Consider the following 19,607-nt stretch of genomic DNA (forward strand, 5'->3'; position numbering starts at 1 on the left):
ACCGTCAAAGCCCCTCCGATAATTCCCTGCAAAATCATACTGCCGGTACCCGGGTCCAAATAGGCATAAGCACTGCTGCTTAACAAAACAAAATAGGATGCAGATAGAGCTGCTAACGTGGAGTATCTAAACATCGTCCGTCCCTTTATCGAAATGGGCCAAGCTGGCCGTCGTGGTGTGGGCGTATCAAAAAAAACACGCCAATGCATTCAACAGCGATTGATTTTTGATAAAACCTACGGGTTTGTCACAAATATGTCACATACCAAATTGGCAGTCGCCTAGAAAATCAGGGGATAGGCTAACCAGGTTGTTTGGTACCGCGCCAAATGTTATGGCACGCCATTGGGAGAACCGCGGATGGAAGCAAGTCACAATCGAGAGAATAATTTGAATTTTTTGCGATTCGTCGCAGCGACTATCGTTGTTTTTGGGCATAGCCAAGCCCTAGTAGGAGATGTCCAGACTCAGGTATTACGTGGCTCGATAGCTCCAGTTGGCGTGATGATTTTTTTCGCAATTAGCGGCTTTCTAATAACTGACAGCTGGGAAAGACGACCATCTCTCATTACTTTCTTTTCAAGTCGCTGTTTGCGAATATTTCCCGCTCTGGTAATAGTAACTATCTTATCCTCCTTGGTTTTGGGTGCATTAGTTACAAGCCTCTCACCTAAGGATTATTTCTCCAATATAGGGACGTGGGAATACTTTTGGAACATTCTACTATATGTGACCTATTCTCTACCTGGCGTGTTTGAGCATAACATTGCGCCACACGCTGTAAATGGTTCGCTTTGGAGCTTGCCCCCTGAATTTCTTTGTTACGTCATTGTCAGTCTAATCGGAACGATTACGATAAAATATCGAATACATGCATATATTTGTTTAGCTATTATTATCGCGTTTATGTGCTTTTATTACCCAATTTACCGCGGCCCACAACTAGTATTCTATGGAACTGATATTTTCCAAGCAGCTAATGTAATGATATACTTCATGGTTGGAGCATTGATTCGATTGCTGAAGATACCATTGAATGTCCCGATCGCCGTTGCTGGATTGGCTTTAAATTTTTGGCTTCCATCACAAATCTCAAGCCTGGGGCCAGCCGTTAATTGGATAACAGTTAGCTATTTCGTCTTGGCATTTGGCTTTAAATCAACCCCACTGCTCAACAGTTGGGGAAAACCCGGTGATTTCTCCTACGGAATTTACCTGTATTCATTTCCTATCCAGCAGACGCTTGGGTTCATTACCGAAAATCGACTGTCAGCTGTGCCGATGTTCCTTTTCTCGTTTGTTTTGGCTCTTGCGTTCGCCGTCGCCTCTTGGCATTTGGTTGAAGCTCCCTCGCTAAAGCTGAAGCGCTACGCCTTACCTGCAAAGAAAAACAATATTGCGCTCAAGCCTATGTAAAGGAGCGCAACTGGTCGCCCCATTGCATGCCATCTCACGTTTGGAGACACAATGCCAACATCGGTAGTTCAACAGTCAATCCTCTATGGGAACAAAGTCGAATCGATTGAGAGATCGTTAGAAAGCATTGCAAGGGCGGCTCTGTTGGGACGGCAGTTCGGTATCGACGAATACACCGTGAGTTACGGTGATTCATCGCCCGTACCTTCACTTAGCACCCAACAGTTGAAGAGTTTCAGAGAACGATTTCCGGCACTCAATATTGGGTATGACTTTTTTAACACCAATCTCGGTTCGGCTGGGGGGCACAATCGCCTCGCGGCATCCGCTACAGCCGACTTCATTCTAATTCAGAATCCGGACGTGATTCCATCGCCTCGTTTGCTTGAAAATCTCGTTGCGCCTTTTTCGAACCCTTCGGTTGGCATGGTCGAGGCTAAGCAATTGCCGATCGAGCATCCTAAAGAATATGACCCAGTAACCGGCGATACGTCCTGGGCCAGCACCGCATGCGCTATCGTCCGCCGGGACACGTTTGAACGATTGGCCGGATTCGATTCGGAAACATTCTTCCTGTATTGCGACGATGTCGATTTTTCTTGGCGGGTTAAGGAACTCGGCCTTCGGGTCATTTTTCAGCCATCTGCGATTGTATTCCATGACAAGCGGCTTACTCAATCAGGTACGTGGAAGACCACGCCAACAGAACAATACTATTCTGCGGAGGCAGCACTCCTTTTGTCGTACAAGTGGTCTCGGGAGGATCTTACTGAAAAAATCCTCGATAGCTTTTCCAAGTCGTCTGAGCCTTTTTATGCCAAGGCGGCAGCAGAATTCAGACGGCGTCAAGGCGAAAATTTATTGCCGGCAAAGCGAGACTTCAATCACCTCATCGCCCAATTTATAAACGGTAATTACGCACAACATAGGTATGCGCTGTGATAACGAACTCCTTCCACGAATACAAAAATGATTACGCGTTCGACAACGTCTACGGACACACGGTGGATCTATTAAAGCGGAACATCGATCACAACGATAAGGGGCTTATTCACCTTGACATCGGATGTGGCTATGGAAGCATCGCGGAACATATTTCCCATTTGGGTCGGATTTACGTGGGGGTTGATGCGAATCAGTTGGGGCTGTCCTCACTGGCAAGCAGAGGCTTTGAAACGCATCGACACGTTCTGTCGAGTCTTGAAGAAAATATACACATGCTACGTGAAATAGTCGGTCCGCGAACTGTCGGCTCGATAACTCTGCTTGACACTCTTGAGCATTTACCGGACAGCGAAGCCATATTGGGAGCGTTATACGAGATATCTAAGGCTCACAATGCATTACTGATCGTTAGTGTACCAAACATTGCTCACCGCGATGTGGGGTTTAAACTAGCGCTAGGCAAAATCAATCACACTGAAGCGGGTTTACTAGATCATACGCACGTTCGAATGTTTGATGATAACTTTTTAACCGAAACACTCAGACATTCTGGCTTCTACATTACCGATCGGAACGATGTGCGTAAGGCGAAAAGCGACCAATTCTTTCCCTCCAGTCATCCCGTTCTCCAAGAAGGAACGACCATTAGGACCTTTCTTAATCAGTTGAGGTCGAATGTTGATGACAGAGGAACAATCAATCAAATAATTGTTTCCTGTCTTCCCGGTGAGAAGATTAGTAAAGCTCCCTTTGAACGGCCGGCGCCCGAAGCGAGGCCATTTCTAACGATCGTCACGCGTACTCAAGGCAAGCGTATCGCCTCTCTGGTCGAGTTGCTCACGTGTCTTGCGGGGCAAACGTGCACAGATTTCGAGGTACTAATCGTCGGGCACAATCTGTCCGTCGACGATCAAATCGCGGTAGAGATTATCATCGAGGACCTTCCAACCTGGCTCAAGGACAGGGTCCGGCTCATAAGAGTCGAGGAAGGGAATAGAACTCGTCCCTTAAACGCGGGCTTTGCTGCCGCTAAGGGTGAATACATCGCCATTCACGACGATGATGACATCCCCTTGGGGCATTGGGTGGAGACTTTTAAGGCTGCGGCTGGCAAAAAATACGGCTGCATATTGCGCTGTGTGTCCGTGACGCAATCTATTAAGACCGTTAATGTGAACGGCAAGACAGCGATCCGCGCGGTCAGTCAGCACAATAAACCATATCCCCAGACCTTTAACTTCCTAGAACACTTCAGGGATAATCATTCCCCGAATAATACGCTAGCATTTCCACGTGGAGTTTATCACGAACTAAAAATTCATTTTGATGAAGATTTGACAACGGCTGAAGACTGGGATTTTTTGATGCGTACGGCTTCGATTGTTGGCGTGGCTTCCACAGAGGAAATCACCGGAATTTATCAATGGAGCGATCAAAACTCCATTGCGGAACATCAACAAGACGAATGGATTGCCAATGCTCAAAGAATCCAAAACAAACTTAATCGGCAAGCATTACTTCTTGCGCCGGGAACGTTTAAACAAGCTTTGAGTGCGATGAATGGCACATCCCGGCCCTTAGCGCGACATGAAGATTTAAAACTCGATAGTTTATTGGAACAAAGGCAAAAATTAACCGAAGTGGCTGATATCTTAAGTTCGCGATCTTGGCGAATTACTACTCCAATTCGGTTCCTGAAGCGAATTTTTGGCGTTAGGTCTCCAACTTTTCGAGATTATGTCAACCTTCCCGCAGAAGACCTGACGAGAATACACGCAGACATGAAACGATCGACGTCTTGGCGAATCACGTCTCCGCTGCGCAGATTCAAAAGTTAACTGCCCAGTCTAAGCTCACGAACTCTCTGAATCTTTGTCGGGTCCCCCCACAGTGCACGTGAGTCGTATGGCCGCATGGAAAAAGCGCCCCACACAGGTTTAATGTGTAAGTGGTTTTCTTCGATAAACCGTAGGACCATAGTTTTGAGTGTAACTGGCTCACCAGAGCAACAATTCACGATGCCAGTCACACTAGATTGTTCAGAGACATCCGCAACTTGCAGTCCTAGTTCGTTAACATGAATAAAATCGTACAGGAGTTCGCCGGTGTTCAACGGGAATTCTGTTTTTCCTTCAGCTTCCGCCAGAAGCAATTTGGTGAAAATCGAGTTGTTTAATATGTCGTCGCCGTAAATATAGTAGCACCTAATCCATTGATCGACAGCGCCGAATTCTTTGCACATCAGAGTCTGGACGGACCGCAGATAGTTTTTTGCGATCCCGTATGCATGCAGAGGAAACGTGGGTGTCGCTTCATCGACTGGACCAATATGATAGCCGACTTCGTGCATTGTTCCAACGCCAACGATGTGCTTCAGGCCTGCTTCTAGCATGCGGCGCAAGAAGGCAACGTGTTGCGGAATATTGGAGAGATGCTTCGAACTAGCGTGATTGAACCCATCTTCCCAAGCGAGATGAATCAAAACATCGGGTTTTCCCGAGATTTCATATAAGTTCCGGTTATCATTGAGAATATCTACTTGAAGGTACTCCGCGCCGACTGCTCCATCTGCGACAGTTCGGCTTGCAACGACCACTTCGTGCCCCCTTGAGATCAATGCGCTGACTACGTGCTGCCCAACGTATCCACAACCACCCGTTACGAGATATCTCACCCTGGAATTCCTCTGAAACACTAATCCTGCGATCAATCACACTCTACAGAGTAAGTGTCAACCGTGCCGTGCGTGCCCATCGTTCTGCCATTAAGGGTCGCGATTTCAGCGCTCAATACAGCGTTTCTCTATCCTAATAATTTGTAAGGGCTTAAATAGCGGCTATAGACTTCCCCACACGTGGAATTTATCATTCCGATACAATCCCAGGTAGTAGGAAAGCCATCGGTTGGAGGAACTATGACAAGTGATACCGATCCTTTTGATAAAGAATTCAACGATATAATCAGAAAGGGTCTAAAGCCTGTAATCGAAAAGCCGTTGAGGTTGTATCCTCGGGACGAATGGGTGAAGATGCACAAAGGCGATTCAGCGATTTCACAACCCATAGTTGCCTCAGGCGAGAAAAGCGGTAAAGGCTCGTAGGCAGTGTCTTAGACTGCGTTTCGTCAACCACCGAACCTCACAGCTTGGATAGCCGCCAAACCCATTACGCGCCATCCTTCTAGGGACAGCAAGCGCAGGGATTTGCCGTCAGCGATTTGGGGATTTCGGATGGGGACAGATGGATCGATCTCATAGATAGCTCCAATACCGGCAGAACGTTTTCTATCTATGGAACAGCCGCGAGACCCATTCAAACGAATTGGCAATGCTTACCCCGAGCGCGGTACCGCCGATCCCAACGACGCCAAGTGCACCTAGACCCATCAGTTTCCATTTGCGAACCTCGTCGGTCACAATCTTGCTGTCCTTCACCTGCTCGGTAATCGTGGCAATATCGGTTTTGATATCACCTACCTCGCTGACCATCTCATCGATCCGCCGATGAACAATGGCGCGTTTCTCGTCGGCTTCGCGATTTTCAAGTGCGGCCCGTCGCTCCGAGGCTTCCATATCGCGGCGCAGGCCCTGAACCTCTGCGGTCAGGATGCCGATGGATTTGTAGATATCGTTCAGGTTGAGCTCGCCCATCATCGCGGCTTTCCCGCCAAATCGTCGTAGAAGCCCGCACAGCGCTTCACCCGCGCGTTTGCCCTGTCGAGTGCCTGTCGTTCCCTCTTCCAGCCTGACAGGGCTTCTGCGCCGACAACAACCGGCGCATGTGGTTCGATCTTGCGGCAATCGTCCGGCCAAGTCGGGAGGTTGCGATCGGCTCGCGCTTCACCTTGCACCGTCGCTGCATCGTGCACCTGCTTGTCAAGGCTTGAGCAACCAGTCGCGATCAGCATCGTCAACAAGACAGGAGCGGCCAGCGGCCCTAAGTTTCGCCTCATAATCCGCAATCTCCGTTTCATGCTGTTGGACTTTCTCCGCCTCGGCGGCCCGAGCGTTTTTCAATTGGACCTGGTAGGCGTCGATTACGATTTGATCGGCCTTGCGCTCCCGCTCCATCTTGTCGGCCTTCGCTTCTGCAGCAGTTGCCCGGGCCTCGGCTACATAGCCGCGCCGGGCGTCGTTTCGTTCCATGGGAATGATGACGAGCGAATAGAATGCTGACGCGAAGGCTGCCCCGGCCAGCGCATAGATTGCGGCTTTGATGGCTTCGAGGATTGTCATGGCCCCTCCTCCGCGATCGGAGCTACTGGTGCCGCTGGAGTGACCTCCTCGACGCGCGTTTCAACCCGGCGGCCGCCAGCACCGAACCGCCGCTTGTTCTGGTCATCCCAGATCGCGCCGAAGACATAGGAGCCGAGCGTACTGCCAGCCAGCGTGAGCGCGCCCACGGCAACTGTCTCGCGAAGCGAACTCTCGCCGCCGGCAAGAGTGATGTAGGTGACAATGCCACCGCACCAAAGAATGGTGCCGATGACCAGGCTGCGCCGAACACGCCATGCGTCAGGATCGATCATCATCAACCCTCGTACAGCTTCGAGTTCTTTGCCCACTTGCGCCAAGGGTCGAGTTCGTAATGCGGAGCGTCCCATCCGTCGGCGAAGTTGCCGTCACCGTTCCAGTCAAGACCACTGCGCAGCGGGATATTCCTTGCCTTGGCGATCCGCATCATCACCCGATAAAGGTCGATGAACGCCTGTTTGTTGTTCCAATCGTAGGGAGCCGGGAAGAGATCGAACGCGATGGCCGGAACGTAGTTGTGCGCCGACTGTCCGAACCGAGCTTTGCTCTTGCCGCCGGCAAAGGCCCGCTCCTGCTCAACCCGGCCGCGCGTGGCATCAATCACCATGAAGTCGATTTCTTTGATTGCTTCATTGGCAATGTCTTGCAAAAGCGGATGGCACTTAGCCAGAGCCGCTTTGGATTTTGATCCAAAGAAGGGCATTTCAGTTTCCTTAGTATTGAGGTGATTCAGCGGCGCGATGCGCACGTTAGGCCGACTAGGCAGTTCGATTTAGAGCCGAACTTGCGAAGGTTGGTGGCGTTGGGCAAAGTCGGAGAGCCCAACCTCTGGCCCGAGGCTTGGCGAGAAAGCGCTGTACCCCGTCAACGTCGAGCCTCACGCCGCAGGCACGAGGTTTGTCGAGCAAGGGCTCAAAAAATCCAACCAAGATGGCTGGCGCGCTACTAGGATCCCAAACGAGGCTTCACCATATTTTAACCATGGCAGCGCACGCTTCCATTGGTTGATAGGCCAACGTCAACCGGCCCGACCTGCTCATGTATTGCGTAGTCGGCAGGTTGGGCCATTTGTCAAAGCTCAGCCGCTTCAGTGAAAAACGCGTCGATCTGCTCGGTCGTAAACCCTAGCGCCGAGAAACCCGCTTGCAGCATTTCATCGCTGCGCAGAAATGTGCCGCTATCGGCATAGGCAGCCTGCGTGCGCTCGTCCTGTGTCGCAATCCACCCTTCGACCGTTGAAAGCAGGCACACGTCAATTAATTGCAAGCGGAACTGCCGGCGCGAGACGCGATCGGGGATGGTGACGGGGGCCGAGTAGGGCTCTATGGTGTTGCCCTCCGCTTCCCAATCGAGCACCATTTGCCGCTGTGGGTTGGCGCTAACTCGAATGGTTTCGCCTGTCGGCTCGTCGGTTTCTGGATCCCGCACTTGCTGTTCGCTCACATCGTCAGGGAAAGAACACTCCATCCCTTCGATGATCGCGAAAATCTGACCGGCTTCCATATACCGCGCAAATTCAATACCCATCATGTAATCTCCGCAAGGAAGTAGAGGAACGTTCCGGTTGTGTTGTTGGCCTGAAGATTAATGCCCTGCCCAACGGTGCCGGTCGTAGTGAGATTAAGGCGGGAAACATCGCGACCAGGGACGTCCTGTGAAAGAGCCGTCCCACCAAATGAGGCAGCGCCACCGCTGAAAAATGACGGAGCCGCACGCATCTTTACAGGGTGGATCAGCTGGAAAATTGCGGTGTTTGTCGCCGAAAAGAACCCCGACGCAAAGTTCTTGAACGCCGACTCCGAACTATCCATCCAGTGCATGTAACGCTGGCCGATTAGATACTCGATACCGAGCGGGCGGACTTCGAGCGGCCCGAATTCGTCGGTGGCGTCACCCTCGACCAATTCCACTTCGGCAATATCGAAGGTGCCCGAAAGATTGCCGACAATGCCATTGGGTCCGGGAAACCCTGTGCCCGCATCAAACCAAAAATCGAGCATCAAAGCGTCATTGCCGTTCGTTCCGAGGATTTTGCCGGTAATGCTGGGAACGTTGACTGTAAAGGCGAACTTTTGCCACGCCGTAGTCAGTGCAATCGGACGCAAATCCACACTCAACAGCGATGACGGTGAACCGCCGGTCCCGAAATATTGCGACAACTGGAACGCGATTGTTTTGGGTGCATCGGCTTTTGCCCAAAACTTGATGGTCACCTTTTGACCCTGGCATGTAAAAACGTTCTCGATCGCTTGACGTTTCATACAATAGGACCCGGCCGAACCCGCGGACGTTCGCACCGTACGAGAGAAGTATCTGGGGTTACCGGGGACGTCAGTTTGTCCGATCGGAAACGATTGGCGACTGACAGTCTTCGATCCCAATGCGTGGTCATTGCTCCACCCATTGTCAGCAAAGTAGCCGGTTGACGTCATGGACAAACCAACATCCCAAAGATCGAAACGACCATTACGGATTTTATTGCGCCAGCCGCCGCTTAAAGACGCATAGGTGTAGCCTGCATCCTTCAGTACTTTACCGGACGTGTCCGCAAACGAAATTAACGGGTTGCAGTGGCGCGTTGTGCCGCCAAAAGTCTCAACCCACCGTCCGCCTGATGCACAAAATCAGGCAATGGATTCTAAACCTGACAGCGCCTACGACGTCGAACTGTAGGTTACAGTAATGTACTTTACAGGCCACTTGGCGACGCTGACACTCCACGCGTTGCAAGTATCACGGAATGGGGTGCGGCCCTGTGGCGCAATCGCTTCAGGTGATTGCGCCCTCACGAGGACCTTGCTTCGCGTGGCCAAGAGGAGGGTTCCATGCGCTCTCGCTATCTGCACGTCTCTCGCGCCTTCATTGCCGCCATTGGGTTTACCGCCCTGACTGGAATTGGTTACCCGACAGCTTTCGCGCAATCGGTGGGCGGGCAAGCGGGTTCGCCGGCGGCCACGACCACGATCGACGGCAAGCAACTTCCCCCACCACCGCCCCAATTCGGCGGTATCATCAAGGAAAAGGCTGCGGACTCGCAACCCTGGTGGGCGCCGCGCGTCGTACCCCCGAAAGGCGCGCCCAACATCCTCCTGATCATGACGGACGACCAGGGCTTTGGCGCTCCAAGCACCTTTGGTGGCGTCATACCGACGCCGGCGATGGACCGGATCGCCAATGCGGGACTGCGTTTCACCAATTTCCACTCGACGTCGCTGTGTTCGCCGACACGCGCGGCATTGATAACGGGCCGCAACCACCACTCGGTCGGTGCGGGCGTGGTCGGCGAAATAGCCACCGGATATCCGGGCTATGATTCAATCATTCCAATCGAGAAGGCGACGATCGGCACAATCCTCAAGGAGAACGGTTACGCGACGTCGTGGTTCGGAAAAAACCACAACACGCCCTCCTACCAGTCGAGTCAGGCAGGCCCGTTTACACAGTGGCCGACAGGGATGGGCTTTGATTATTTCTACGGGTTCGTCGGCGGCGACGCCAGTCAATGGCAGCCGAACCTCTTTCGCAACACCACGGCCATCTATCCGTTCGAAGGCAACCCCGGCTGGAACCTCGAAACGGCAATGGCTGACGAAGCCATCCAGTATATGAAGCAGTTGAAGGAAATCGCGCCCGAAAAGCCGTTCTTTGTCTATTACGTGCCCGGCGCCACGCATGCCCCGCACCACCCGACGCCGGAATGGATCAAGAAGATCAGCGCCTTGCACCTGTTCGACGAGGGCTGGAACAAGCTTCGCGAGACCATCTTCGCCAACCAGAAGCGCCTCGGGATCATGCCTGACAACGCCCGGCTGACGCCCTGGCCGAAGGAACTGCCCGAATGGGATTCGCTTGGATTGGAGGAGAAGAAGCTCTTCATCAGGCAAGCGGATGTCTATGGAGCATACCTTGCCTACGCCGACAACGAGATTGGCCGGGTTATCCAGGCGGTCGAAGACCTCGGCGAACTGGACAACACGCTGATCATTTATATCGGCGGCGATAACGGCGCGAGTGCCGAGGGCATGCTCAACGGCACGCCCAACGAGTTCACCACCTTCAACGGCGTCGACGTGCCCGTAAAGGACCAGTATCTCTGGTATCCGTTCTGGGGATCCGAGCGAACGTTCCCGCATTATGCGGCAGCCTGGGCATGGGCGATGGATACGCCATTCAAATGGGTCAAACAGGTGCCATCGCATTTCGGCGGCACTTCACAAGGCGTCGCCATGTCCTGGCCCGGCCACATTGGGGACGTCGGCGGTATCCGACGCCAGTTCCATCATGTCATCGATATCGTGCCGACCTTGCTCGAAGCAACCGGCATCTCAGCGCCCGAAACGGTCAACGGGATCGAGCAGCGCCCCATAGAGGGGACGAGCATGCTGTATACGTGGGACAAGGCAAACGCCACCGCGCCGACCCGGCACACGACGCAGTATTTTGAAATGCTCGGCAATCGCGCCATCTACGACAATGGCTGGGTCGCGGCGACAACGCCTGCAACCCGGCCATGGGAGCTCAGCACCGCAACGCCGCCCGATGTGATATCCGGTTATAAATGGGAGCTTTACAATGTCGACGAGGATCCGACCCAGTTCAACGATCTTGCGGCAGCCATGCCGGACAAGCTCAAGCAACTCCAGGACCTGTTCTATGCGGAGGCAACGAAGTATGACGTCCTGCCGCTCGACAATTCGACGCTTTCGCGATGGAACACGCCGCGGCCAAGTCTCACGGCCGGCCGAACGGAATTTACTTACTCTGGCGAACTAAGCGGCGTTCCGGCGAGTGCCGCGCCAGGCACGCTCAACAAGTCCTACACCATCAGTGCTGACGTGGAGATACCCGCAGGCGGTGCCGAAGGCATGATCGTCACCGAGGGCGGAAGGTTCGGCGGCTACGGTCTGTTCCTGAGCAAAGGCGAATTCGGCGTCGGTCGCGGCAAGATCGTGTTTCTCTACAACCTTCTCGACCTCAAGCGGACCATGTGGGAAGGCCCGGAACTGGAACCCGGCAAGCACACAATTGTCTTTGATTTCAAATCGGACGGTAAAGGTCTCGGCACGGGCGGGACCGGCGTCCTTTCAGTAGATGGCAAGGAAGTTGCCAGCAACACCATGGATCACACCATTCCGGTTACCTTCCCCGAGGATGAGAGTTTTGATGTTGGCCTCGATACCCGCACCGGAGTTGCGCTCATCGAATACCGCTACGATTCCCCGTTCAAGTTTACGGGAACGATCGACAAAGTGACCTTCAAGCTCGGGCAGTAGAGAAAGGGGCAAACGATAATGCCGGGGCTCGTAGATTCGAAGCCGCTTCTTTCCGTGATGGCTGCGGCCGAGGGCGCGACCGGAGTGGCGCTGCTGGTTGCGCCTGCAATGCTCGTCGAACTGCTCCTCGGCACCGGCCTCGATGCGACCGCTGCCACGGTCGCACGTGTAGCCGGTGTAGCGCTGCTCGCCCTTGGCATTGCTTGCTGGCGGGTAAGCGCCGACGCGGCGAGCGATGCCGCGCGCGGGCTGGTCGCGGCCATGCTTGTCTATAATTTCGGTGTCTCCGCAGTTCTGATGCTGGCGGCGTTCCGCCATGGACTATCCGGCATCGGCCTCTGGCCAGTCGCTATCGCCCACCTTGCGATCGCTGGCTGGTGTCTCGCATTTATTTTGGCACCTTCCCGCGACACCGCTTGAGGGTCGTGGGCAACAGATAATGCGTTTATCGATCGTGTCCGGGCTCGGTAAGACCATCTTCGACCCTAAAGATCGAAAGCGGCCTGCCCTTCGTCGATAGCCGTCACCAGGCTGGCGGCGAGCGCGCGCGTTATCTTCGATTTGCGCTCAAGAGCTGCCCTGTCCAGCCGCTCAACGATCCGATTTGCCGTCGAGAGCGATCGCTCGATATGACTTACAAGAAAGCCGATTACGCTGGGTTCGACGGCAATCTGCCTGTCGGCGAAAAGCTTGTAGAGGACGCCGGACAACAGTATGTCGTCGGGCTCGCCGATTTCCACCGTCGTCGCCGCCTTCAGGCGCGAGGCAAGGTCCGGCAGCGTCACCGGCCAGTTGGCCGGCCATTTGCGCGATGTCATCAACAGGCTTGAGCCGCTCTGCCGGACGTTATTGATGAGGTGGAAGAGACCGGCTTCGTCGATTGGGGCGTCGCCAATATCGTCGATGAGGAATGGACCTGCCTCGCCCGCGGCCGCGCCAATCCGTCGCGGATCGACGACGAGGGCATTGGCCTCGGCCTTCCAGATTGCCGCAAGGTGCGTCTTGCCTGAACCGGTCGGCCCTGCGAGCACCACGACGGGCGCAATCCATTCCGGCCAGCGATCGACGATATCCACGGCCGCCATATTGGATGAGGACACGATAAGGTCGTCGCGGGAATATCCCGGCTCATGGCCGAGATCGAGCGGGAGTTGGCGGGGCGAAGTAGTGCTGGTCATGGCGATGAAATACAGCCAGCTCTCCTGCCCTGTCACCTCAATTGTTTGGGCTCATCGGATTTGGGGTAGTCGCCTGTGTAGAGCGGGGATTGTTGATAGCGTCCGATCATGAACCGCACGAGAACGCCGATGGCAGCGGCTGTCGGTACCGCGATCAGCATACCGGTAAAACCAAGGAGCGTGCCGAATGCGAACAGCGCGAACATGAGCCATACCGGATGCAGGCCGACGGACGAACCGACGAGTTTCGGCTGAAGAATATTGCCTTCGATGAACTGGCCGACGCCAAACGCTATGGCAACACCGAGAATATGGCCCCATTCGGGCCAGAACTGAACCATGGCCACGCCGAGCGCAACAACAAGGCCGACCAGCGATCCGACATAGGGAATAAAACTGATCAGGCCGGCAAAGAGGCCAATAAGAAGGCCGAAGTTCAACCCGACAATGGTGAGACCGACGGCATAGATGACGCCGAGCAGGAGGCAGACGGTGCCCTGGCCGCGAACGAACCCGGCGATCGCCTTGTTCATGTCGCGGGCAATGGCACGTATCGTATAGACGTGCTGGCGCGGGACCAGATTGTCGATCTTGGAAACCATCCGGTCCCAATCAAGCAGCATGTAGAATGCCACGACGGGCGTGACGACGAAGAGCGCAAAGACATCGATCAGCGTCTTGCCCGAACTCCAGATCGATTGCAGCAGCGTGGTCAGGAAACCCGCGCCCTGCTGCAGCAGCGAATCGAGGCTGTTGCGGATGACCGAGGCGTCTACGCCGATGAAATTCTTCAGCCATTGCGAATCGCGGTTGGCGATCAATTCCTGCAGGCGCGCCACGTAACTTGGCAGGCGCGCGATGAAATCGCTCATCTGAGAAGCGAGAACGGGCACGAGGATGATAAGGAGCAGCGCGAATGTCACGATGAAAAGAACAAGGATGACCACCGTCGCAAGCAGTCGCGACAGGCCGAGCCGCTGCAGCCGGTCCGCCACGGGATCCAGGAAATAGGCCAGCACCATGCCTGCCACAAATGGCAGCAGGATGGAGGAGAACATATAGAGGAAAAGGCCGAGGAAAAGGAGAGCGGCTGTCCAGAACACCGCCTGACGGCGCACGCTGCTGGCAAGCGTATTGACCTCAACTTCCACATGGATGTCACGATCGGGAATTTCGACCGGGATCGCCTGTGTCTTGGTCGTGACTACGCCCTTGCTTTCAGTCTTTGTCATATCCAGCCATGTGTTTTGTCCAGGCGACGAGATAGGCAGTCGCGGAAGCTACGGTCAAGAGGGCAACGCCCCAGGTGAGCACGGCGCGGATGCCAGTAAATGAATAATCAAATGTAATATCGGCAAGCGTCACCGCGACGAGTATGATTTGAAATACGGTATTCGCCTTTGAGACCAGTAATGGATGCATTGCGACCGGCCTGTCAATGACAGTGCCGAGCACCACCGCTCCAATGATGAAGATATCTCGTGAAACGACAATGACGACGAGCCAGACCGGCAACTCCTTGAGGAAACCAAGGACCACATACAGCGACACGAGCAATACCTTGTCGGCAATCGGATCGAGATAGGCGCCAAGGTCGGATTTCTGGTTGTAGCGGCGCGCGATGAACCCGTCGACACCGTCCGAAACACCGGCAACGATAAATCCAGCAAGAGCTGCTCCGACGTAGCCGGACAACAGCGCCATGACGATGAACGGAACCAGAATAAAACGGAAGATGGTGATGTAGTTGGGAATGGTCACGCGTCTTCCTCAAGGCATGCTTCTCTGCTCTACATGGAGCGATGAAAGCTGACGCTCAAGTGCTTGCGCGGGGCAAAGTGTCAATAAGTGGCGTTTTCTCCGTCGCTGCCGGCATAAGTTCTTGCAGCCACGCGTGAGTCGTGCCATTTCGCCATCAAAATCCGGAGCTGACGATGAGTGACAAGAACCAAGCCGGCAAGAATGGCCTCACCTATGCGCAGGCAGGCGTCGACATCGATGCCGGCAATCTGCTCGTCGAAAAGATCAAGCCGATCGTGCGCTCGACGCGGCGGCCCGGCGCCGACGGTGAAATCGGCGGCTTCGGCGGCCTTTTTGACCTCAAGGCGGCAGGTTTCACCGATCCGGTCCTGGTGGCGGCCAATGACGGCGTCGGCACCAAATTGAAGATTGCCATCGATGCCGGTGTCCACGACACGGTCGGCATCGATCTCGTTGCCATGTGCGTGAACGATCTCGTCGTGCAGGGCGCGGAGCCGCTGTTCTTTCTTGACTACTTCGCCACCGGCAGGCTCGACCCCGATCAGGGCGCCGCGATCGTAAGCGGCATCGCCGAAGGTTGCCTGCAGGCCGGCTGCGCACTTATCGGCGGTGAAACGGCGGAAATGCCGGGCATGTATCGCGACGGCGACTATGACCTCGCTGGATTTGCCGTCGGCGCGGCCGAGCGCAACGAACTGCTGCCGTCCGGCGACATCGTCGAAGGCGATGTCATTCTCGGACTTGCCTCTTCGGGCGTTCATTCCAACGGCTTTTCGCTGGTGCGCCGCATAGTCGAACTTTCCGGGCTCGGCTGGGATGACAATGCACCGTTCAAATCCGGTACGCCGCTTGGCGAAGCATTGCTGACGCCGACGCGAATTTACGTAAAGCCGCTCCTTGCAGCCATTCGCGAAACAAAGGCGATCAAGGCGCTCGCCCATATTACCGGCGGCGGCTTCCCGGACAATATTCCCCGCGTGCTGCCGAAGCACTTGACCGCCAGCATCGATCTTTCCGCGATCAAGGTTCCGTCCGTATTCTCCTGGCTCGCCAGTACCGGCGGCGTCGAGCGCGATGAAATGCTGCGCACCTTCAATTGCGGGATCGGCATGATCGCAGTCGTCGGGCCTGAGAATGTCGACGCGGTACTCGCCGCATTGAAATCACAGGGCGAAGATGCGGTGCGCCTCGGAGCCATGGTGGCTGGTGCCGATCGGGGCGTCGTCTACCAGGGTAAGCTGGCGCTGTGAGCGCCGGAATGCAGAAGAAGCGGGTGGCGATCCTGATTTCCGGGCGCGGCTCCAATATGAGCGCCCTCATCGAAGCAGCAAAGGTGCCCAACTATCCGGCGGAAATCGTTGTCGTCATCGCCAACAAGGCCGAGGCCGCCGGGCTCGCGGCCGCGCGGGCCGAAGGGATCGAAGCGACCGCCATCCCACATCGCGATTTTATCTCCAAGGCAGCGCACGAGGCCGCGGTCTCCGCCGCGCTCCATGCGGCAAACGCCGATATTGTCTGCCTTGCCGGCTATATGCGGCTGATCTCGCCGGAATTCGTCAGGCAATGGGAAGGCCGGATGCTCAACATCCACCCTTCCTTGCTGCCGCTCTTCAGGGGGCTTCACACCCACGAACAGGTGCTCGCATCCGGCATGCGTGTGCATGGGTGCACCGTGCATTTCGTCACCGAAGGCATGGACGAGGGTCCGGCCATTGCCCAGACCGCAGTTGCCGTAAAGTCCGGCGACACGCCGGCGACCTTGGCGGAGCGCGTTCTATCCGTCGAGCACGAAACCTATGCTCGTGCGCTTGCGCTGGTTGCCAGCGGCAAGGCTACGATGCACGAAGGGCGCACCGTTTTCAGCGACTAGGCTTCGCTTTTCCGCAAGCGCGCGGCCGGTTCAGGCCAGCCGCACCCAGATTTTGTTGTCGTGAAAAGCCGCGCCGCCGTTGGGAGCCGGTGAATCGGCGCCGGTCAGCACGTTGATGCCCTCGCCGCGTTCGAAGGCGGAATTGGCGAAGATACCTTCCGAGATAACGACGCCGCGCTTCGTCCGCTCTTCGACGCGAGCGCGCAGAATGACTTCGCCGCGTTCATTGCCGATCTCGACGCGCGCGCCATCGATAATGCCGAGCGCCGCAGCGTCTTCCGGATGAATCAGAAGTTCGGGACGCTGTTCCTTGGCGGTCGAGGTCGGTGTTTCGGAAAAAGTCGAATTGAGGAAGTTGTGCGCGGGCGATGTCGCCAGCCGGAACGGGTGCTTTTCATCGGCCACCTCGATCGCTTCCCAATAGTCCGGAAATGTCGGCAGCGTGCTGTAAGGCCCCTGCAGCCCCATAGATTGCGGCGGACGGTTGGGCGACGGTCCATTCACCCAATCCGGCCTGAAGCGAAACTTGCCGTCCGGCCAGGCAAAGCCCTTTTCGTAATGCGCGGTCTCGAAGTCGGGCTGGATGTCGAGCCAGCGCATGGCCTTGAGTGCGTCAAAGCTCGGCAGACTGCTCGCCGCCATCATATTGTCGATTAGGGTCTTTGCATCGAGATCAAAGCCCGGCAGGTGTGCGACGCCGAGCCGCGTGGCCAGTTCGTTGATGACGAAAAGATTGGGGCGTGTCTCGCCGGGTCCGTCGATCAGTTTTGGCCCAAGCACGATGTGCTGCTGGCCGCCGCCACGATAAATGTCGTCATGTTCCATGAACATCGTCGCTGGCAGCACGACATCGGCGAGCTTTGCCGTATCTGTCATGAACTGCTCATGCACGGCCATGAAGAGGTCATCGCGCAGCATGCCCTGTTTCACCAGCCGCTGCTCGGGCGCGACATTGGCGGGGTTCGTATTCTGCACCAGCATCGCGGTGACGGGAGGTCCGCCATAGAGCGCCGATGCGTCGCCAGTCAATGCGGGGCCAATGCGGGACTGGTCGATGTGGCGGATCGAGGGATCGGCAAAGGCCCGCCCCTCGATCTCGCGCTTGTCCATACGGAAAATGCCGGAATTGGAATGGAAGCCGCCGCCGCCTTCAAATTTCCAGGCGCCGGTGACGGCAGGGATCGACAGCGCCGCATGCATATTGACTGCGCCGTTGCGCTGGCGGGCAAATCCATAGCCAAGGCGGAAGAACGTCCTCTTGGTCGTGCCGACAAGACGGGCGAATTCTTCGATTTCTGCAACTGAAAGGCCGGTGATCGCCGCGGCCCATTGCGGCGTCTTATCCTTGAGATGCTGTTCAAGTCCTTTCGGATCGTCCGTATAGGTATTGAGATAGTCCCAATCGGCGAGGCCATCGCGAAAGAGCACGTGCATGACGGCGCAGGCGAAGGCTCCGTCGGTGCCGGGCTTGAGCACGAGGCCAAGATCGGCCTGCCGCACCGTCGCGGTCTCATAGATGTCGATGGCGACGATCTTTGCACCGCGATCCTTGCGGGCGCGCACGGCATGGGTCATGACATTGACCTGTGTCGCTGCGGCATTCGTGCCCCATATGACGACACAATCCGACTTTGCCATCTCGCGCGGATCGACGCCGCCAAGCTTGCCGGTGCCGGCATAAAAGCCGCTCCAGGCGAGATTGGTGCAGATACTGTCGAACTGGTTGGTATATTTCTTGGCGTGGCGCAGGCGATGGATCGAGTCGCGCTGCACAAGCCCCATCGTGCCGGCGTAGTAGTAGGGCCACACGGTTTCCGAGCCGTACTTTGCCTCAGCCTTGAGGAACCGTTCGGCGACGAGGTCGAGCGCAGCATCCCAGCTCGCCTCCTTCCACAGCCCCTCGCCTTTTGCGCCGGCGCGGATAATCGGCTTCAAAAGCCGCTCCGGATGATGGATGCGCTCGGCATAGCGGGCGACCTTGGCGCAGATGACGCCGGCCGTATAGGTATTTTCCTTGGCGCCGCGCACCCGCCCGATATGGCCCGTGTCGAGAACCTCCACATCGAGCGCGCAGGTCGACGGGCAGTCGTGGGGGCATGCGGAATGGCCGGTGCGAAGAAGGACAGCTTTGTTCATGTCCGATCCATAGCGCAAAATCACATCGGCACAAATGCCGCTTTTTGTCTTGGTGACAAGCTTGACCGCGCCCCATCATCGTTGTTAGTTAAGCAACTACTTTAGTAATGATCAAAGCGGAGGAAGAAATGTCGCTGACGCTGTATTTTCACCCCCTGTCATCCTTCTGCCAGAAGGTTCTGACGGCCCTCTACGAGAAGGACATCGCCTTCGAAAAGCACGTCGTCAATTTCATGGATGCAGCGGAAAACGCACGCTTCACCGAGATTTGGCCGATCCGCCAATTTCCAGTGCTTCGCGATACGGCGCGCGGCAGGATAATCCCGGAGTCGAGCCTGATCATCGAATATCTGGACCAGCATTATCCCGGCAAAATGCAACTGTTGCCGGAGGATCGCGAGGAAGCCTTCGAGGCGCGCAGACTTGACCGGTTCTTCGATCTGCACGTGCAGGTACCGATGCAAAAGACCGTGACGGACAAGCTTCGCCCCGAGGGCCAGAATGACAGTTTCGGCGTCGAGGAGGCAAAAGCGAAGCTCAACACGGCCTACGGCGTGCTTGAAAAGGAACTCGGTGGCAAAACATGGGCGACGGGCGAGCGTTACACACTGGCCGATTGCGCGGCCTCGCCGGCGCTGTTCTATGCCAACCTGTCCGTGCCGTTCGGCGCCGAATATCCGGGTGTGTCGGCCTATCTCGACAGGCTGATGCAGCGCCCATCTTTCGCGCGCGCCGTGGCGGAAGCAAGGCCTTATTTCGATATGCGGCCCGAATAG

At 55.7% G+C, this 19,607-nt stretch carries 20 protein-coding genes; 8 read left to right on the plus strand and 12 right to left on the minus strand.

All coding sequences use genetic code 11. The features are described 5' to 3' along the window. Positions 1-360: 360 nt before the first annotated feature. From BR48_RS25700 to BR48_RS23560, 3 genes are read left to right on the plus strand one after another with little or no spacing between them, the layout of a single operon-like run. Positions 361-1,416 (plus strand): acyltransferase, encoded by a 1,056-nt coding sequence (locus tag BR48_RS25700; protein WP_027229755.1) that lies wholly within the window; start codon positions 361-363, stop codon positions 1,414-1,416. A 51-nt stretch (positions 1,417-1,467) separates the two neighbouring features. Further along, positions 1,468-2,358: a glycosyltransferase family 2 protein gene (locus BR48_RS0101870; protein WP_027229756.1), complete on the plus strand. Its 891-nt coding sequence runs from the start codon at positions 1,468-1,470 to the stop codon at positions 2,356-2,358. Next, positions 2,355-4,199, plus strand: coding sequence for a methyltransferase domain-containing protein (locus BR48_RS23560; protein WP_081815730.1), 1,845 nt, complete (start codon positions 2,355-2,357; stop codon positions 4,197-4,199). The genes BR48_RS0101870 and BR48_RS23560 overlap by 4 nt, the downstream gene beginning before the upstream one ends. Here BR48_RS23560 and BR48_RS0101880 read toward each other — a convergent pair. The 8 genes from BR48_RS0101880 to BR48_RS25370 form a co-directional block, all read right to left on the minus strand. Beyond that, positions 4,196-5,056, minus strand: coding sequence for an NAD(P)-dependent oxidoreductase (locus BR48_RS0101880; RefSeq protein ID WP_348625681.1), 861 nt, complete (start codon positions 5,054-5,056; stop codon positions 4,196-4,198). The two genes, BR48_RS23560 and BR48_RS0101880, sit on opposite strands and share 4 nt — an antisense overlap. A 588-nt stretch (positions 5,057-5,644) precedes the next feature. Beyond that, a complete protein-coding gene (locus BR48_RS0101890) occupies positions 5,645-6,010 on the minus strand; it encodes a DUF1515 family protein (protein ID WP_197030324.1) in 366 nt (121 codons plus the stop codon). Continuing rightward, positions 6,010-6,228, minus strand: coding sequence for a hypothetical protein (locus tag BR48_RS26525; protein ID WP_036813721.1), 219 nt, complete (start codon positions 6,226-6,228; stop codon positions 6,010-6,012). Before BR48_RS26525 ends, BR48_RS0101890 begins: the two co-directional genes overlap by 1 nt. A 7-nt stretch (positions 6,229-6,235) precedes the next feature. Beyond that, on the minus strand, positions 6,236-6,595 hold the full coding sequence (locus tag BR48_RS23565; RefSeq protein ID WP_051614475.1) for a hypothetical protein: 360 nt from the start codon (positions 6,593-6,595) through the stop codon (positions 6,236-6,238). Further along, positions 6,592-6,888, minus strand: a complete 297-nt coding sequence (locus tag BR48_RS0101905) for a hypothetical protein (protein WP_197030325.1) — start codon at positions 6,886-6,888, stop codon at positions 6,592-6,594. The genes BR48_RS23565 and BR48_RS0101905 overlap by 4 nt, the downstream gene beginning before the upstream one ends. 2 nt (positions 6,889-6,890) lie before the next feature. Continuing rightward, positions 6,891-7,316, minus strand: coding sequence for a hypothetical protein (locus BR48_RS23570; protein WP_036813164.1), 426 nt, complete (start codon positions 7,314-7,316; stop codon positions 6,891-6,893). A 368-nt stretch (positions 7,317-7,684) separates the two neighbouring features. Further along, a complete protein-coding gene (locus tag BR48_RS26560) occupies positions 7,685-8,140 on the minus strand; it encodes a hypothetical protein (RefSeq protein WP_245273342.1) in 456 nt (151 codons plus the stop codon). Continuing rightward, the gene (locus BR48_RS25370; protein WP_155810790.1) at positions 8,140-8,826 is read right to left on the minus strand and encodes a hypothetical protein; all 687 of its coding nucleotides are present in this window, start codon (positions 8,824-8,826) and stop codon (positions 8,140-8,142) included. The genes BR48_RS26560 and BR48_RS25370 overlap by 1 nt, the downstream gene beginning before the upstream one ends. A gap of 612 nt (positions 8,827-9,438) precedes the next feature. On the opposite strand from BR48_RS25370, the gene BR48_RS0101925 reads away from it, so the two are divergent. After that, the gene (locus BR48_RS0101925; RefSeq protein WP_036813168.1) at positions 9,439-11,886 is read left to right on the plus strand and encodes an arylsulfatase; all 2,448 of its coding nucleotides are present in this window, start codon (positions 9,439-9,441) and stop codon (positions 11,884-11,886) included. Positions 11,887-11,904: 18 nt separating this feature from the next. Further along, positions 11,905-12,306 (plus strand): hypothetical protein, encoded by a 402-nt coding sequence (locus BR48_RS0101930; protein ID WP_027229765.1) that lies wholly within the window; start codon positions 11,905-11,907, stop codon positions 12,304-12,306. A gap of 65 nt (positions 12,307-12,371) precedes the next feature. On the opposite strand, the gene hdaA is transcribed toward BR48_RS0101930, so the two are convergent. From hdaA to BR48_RS0101945, 3 genes are read right to left on the minus strand one after another with little or no spacing between them, the layout of a single operon-like run. Then, complete coding sequence (gene hdaA, locus BR48_RS0101935; RefSeq protein WP_027229766.1) at positions 12,372-13,064, minus strand: DnaA regulatory inactivator HdaA; 693 nt, start codon at positions 13,062-13,064, stop codon at positions 12,372-12,374. A 32-nt stretch (positions 13,065-13,096) separates the two neighbouring features. Beyond that, positions 13,097-14,296, minus strand: a complete 1,200-nt coding sequence (locus BR48_RS0101940; RefSeq protein ID WP_027229767.1) for an AI-2E family transporter — start codon at positions 14,294-14,296, stop codon at positions 13,097-13,099. Continuing rightward, entirely contained in the window at positions 14,283-14,825 is a 543-nt protein-coding gene (locus BR48_RS0101945) for a CDP-alcohol phosphatidyltransferase family protein (RefSeq protein ID WP_027229768.1), read from the minus strand. The genes BR48_RS0101940 and BR48_RS0101945 overlap by 14 nt, the downstream gene beginning before the upstream one ends. A 173-nt stretch (positions 14,826-14,998) precedes the next feature. Between BR48_RS0101945 and purM the strand changes: the two genes are divergently transcribed. Together purM and purN are read left to right on the plus strand one after the other, a co-directional pair. Continuing rightward, positions 14,999-16,075, plus strand: coding sequence for a phosphoribosylformylglycinamidine cyclo-ligase (purM, locus tag BR48_RS0101950; RefSeq protein WP_036813171.1), 1,077 nt, complete (start codon positions 14,999-15,001; stop codon positions 16,073-16,075). 8 nt (positions 16,076-16,083) lie between these two features. Then, positions 16,084-16,695, plus strand: a complete 612-nt coding sequence (gene purN, locus BR48_RS0101955; protein ID WP_027229770.1) for a phosphoribosylglycinamide formyltransferase — start codon at positions 16,084-16,086, stop codon at positions 16,693-16,695. 30 nt (positions 16,696-16,725) lie between these two features. Here purN and BR48_RS0101960 read toward each other — a convergent pair whose 3' ends face one another. Further along, positions 16,726-18,831, minus strand: a complete 2,106-nt coding sequence (locus BR48_RS0101960) for a molybdopterin oxidoreductase family protein (RefSeq protein ID WP_027229771.1) — start codon at positions 18,829-18,831, stop codon at positions 16,726-16,728. 128 nt (positions 18,832-18,959) lie between these two features. Between BR48_RS0101960 and BR48_RS0101965 the strand changes: the two genes are divergently transcribed. After that, positions 18,960-19,607, plus strand: a complete 648-nt coding sequence (locus tag BR48_RS0101965) for a glutathione S-transferase family protein (protein ID WP_027229772.1) — start codon at positions 18,960-18,962, stop codon at positions 19,605-19,607.

It is taken from the genome of Phyllobacterium sp. UNC302MFCol5.2 (genome assembly GCF_000686005.1).
GTDB lineage: Bacteria > Pseudomonadota > Alphaproteobacteria > Rhizobiales > Rhizobiaceae > Phyllobacterium > Phyllobacterium pellucidum.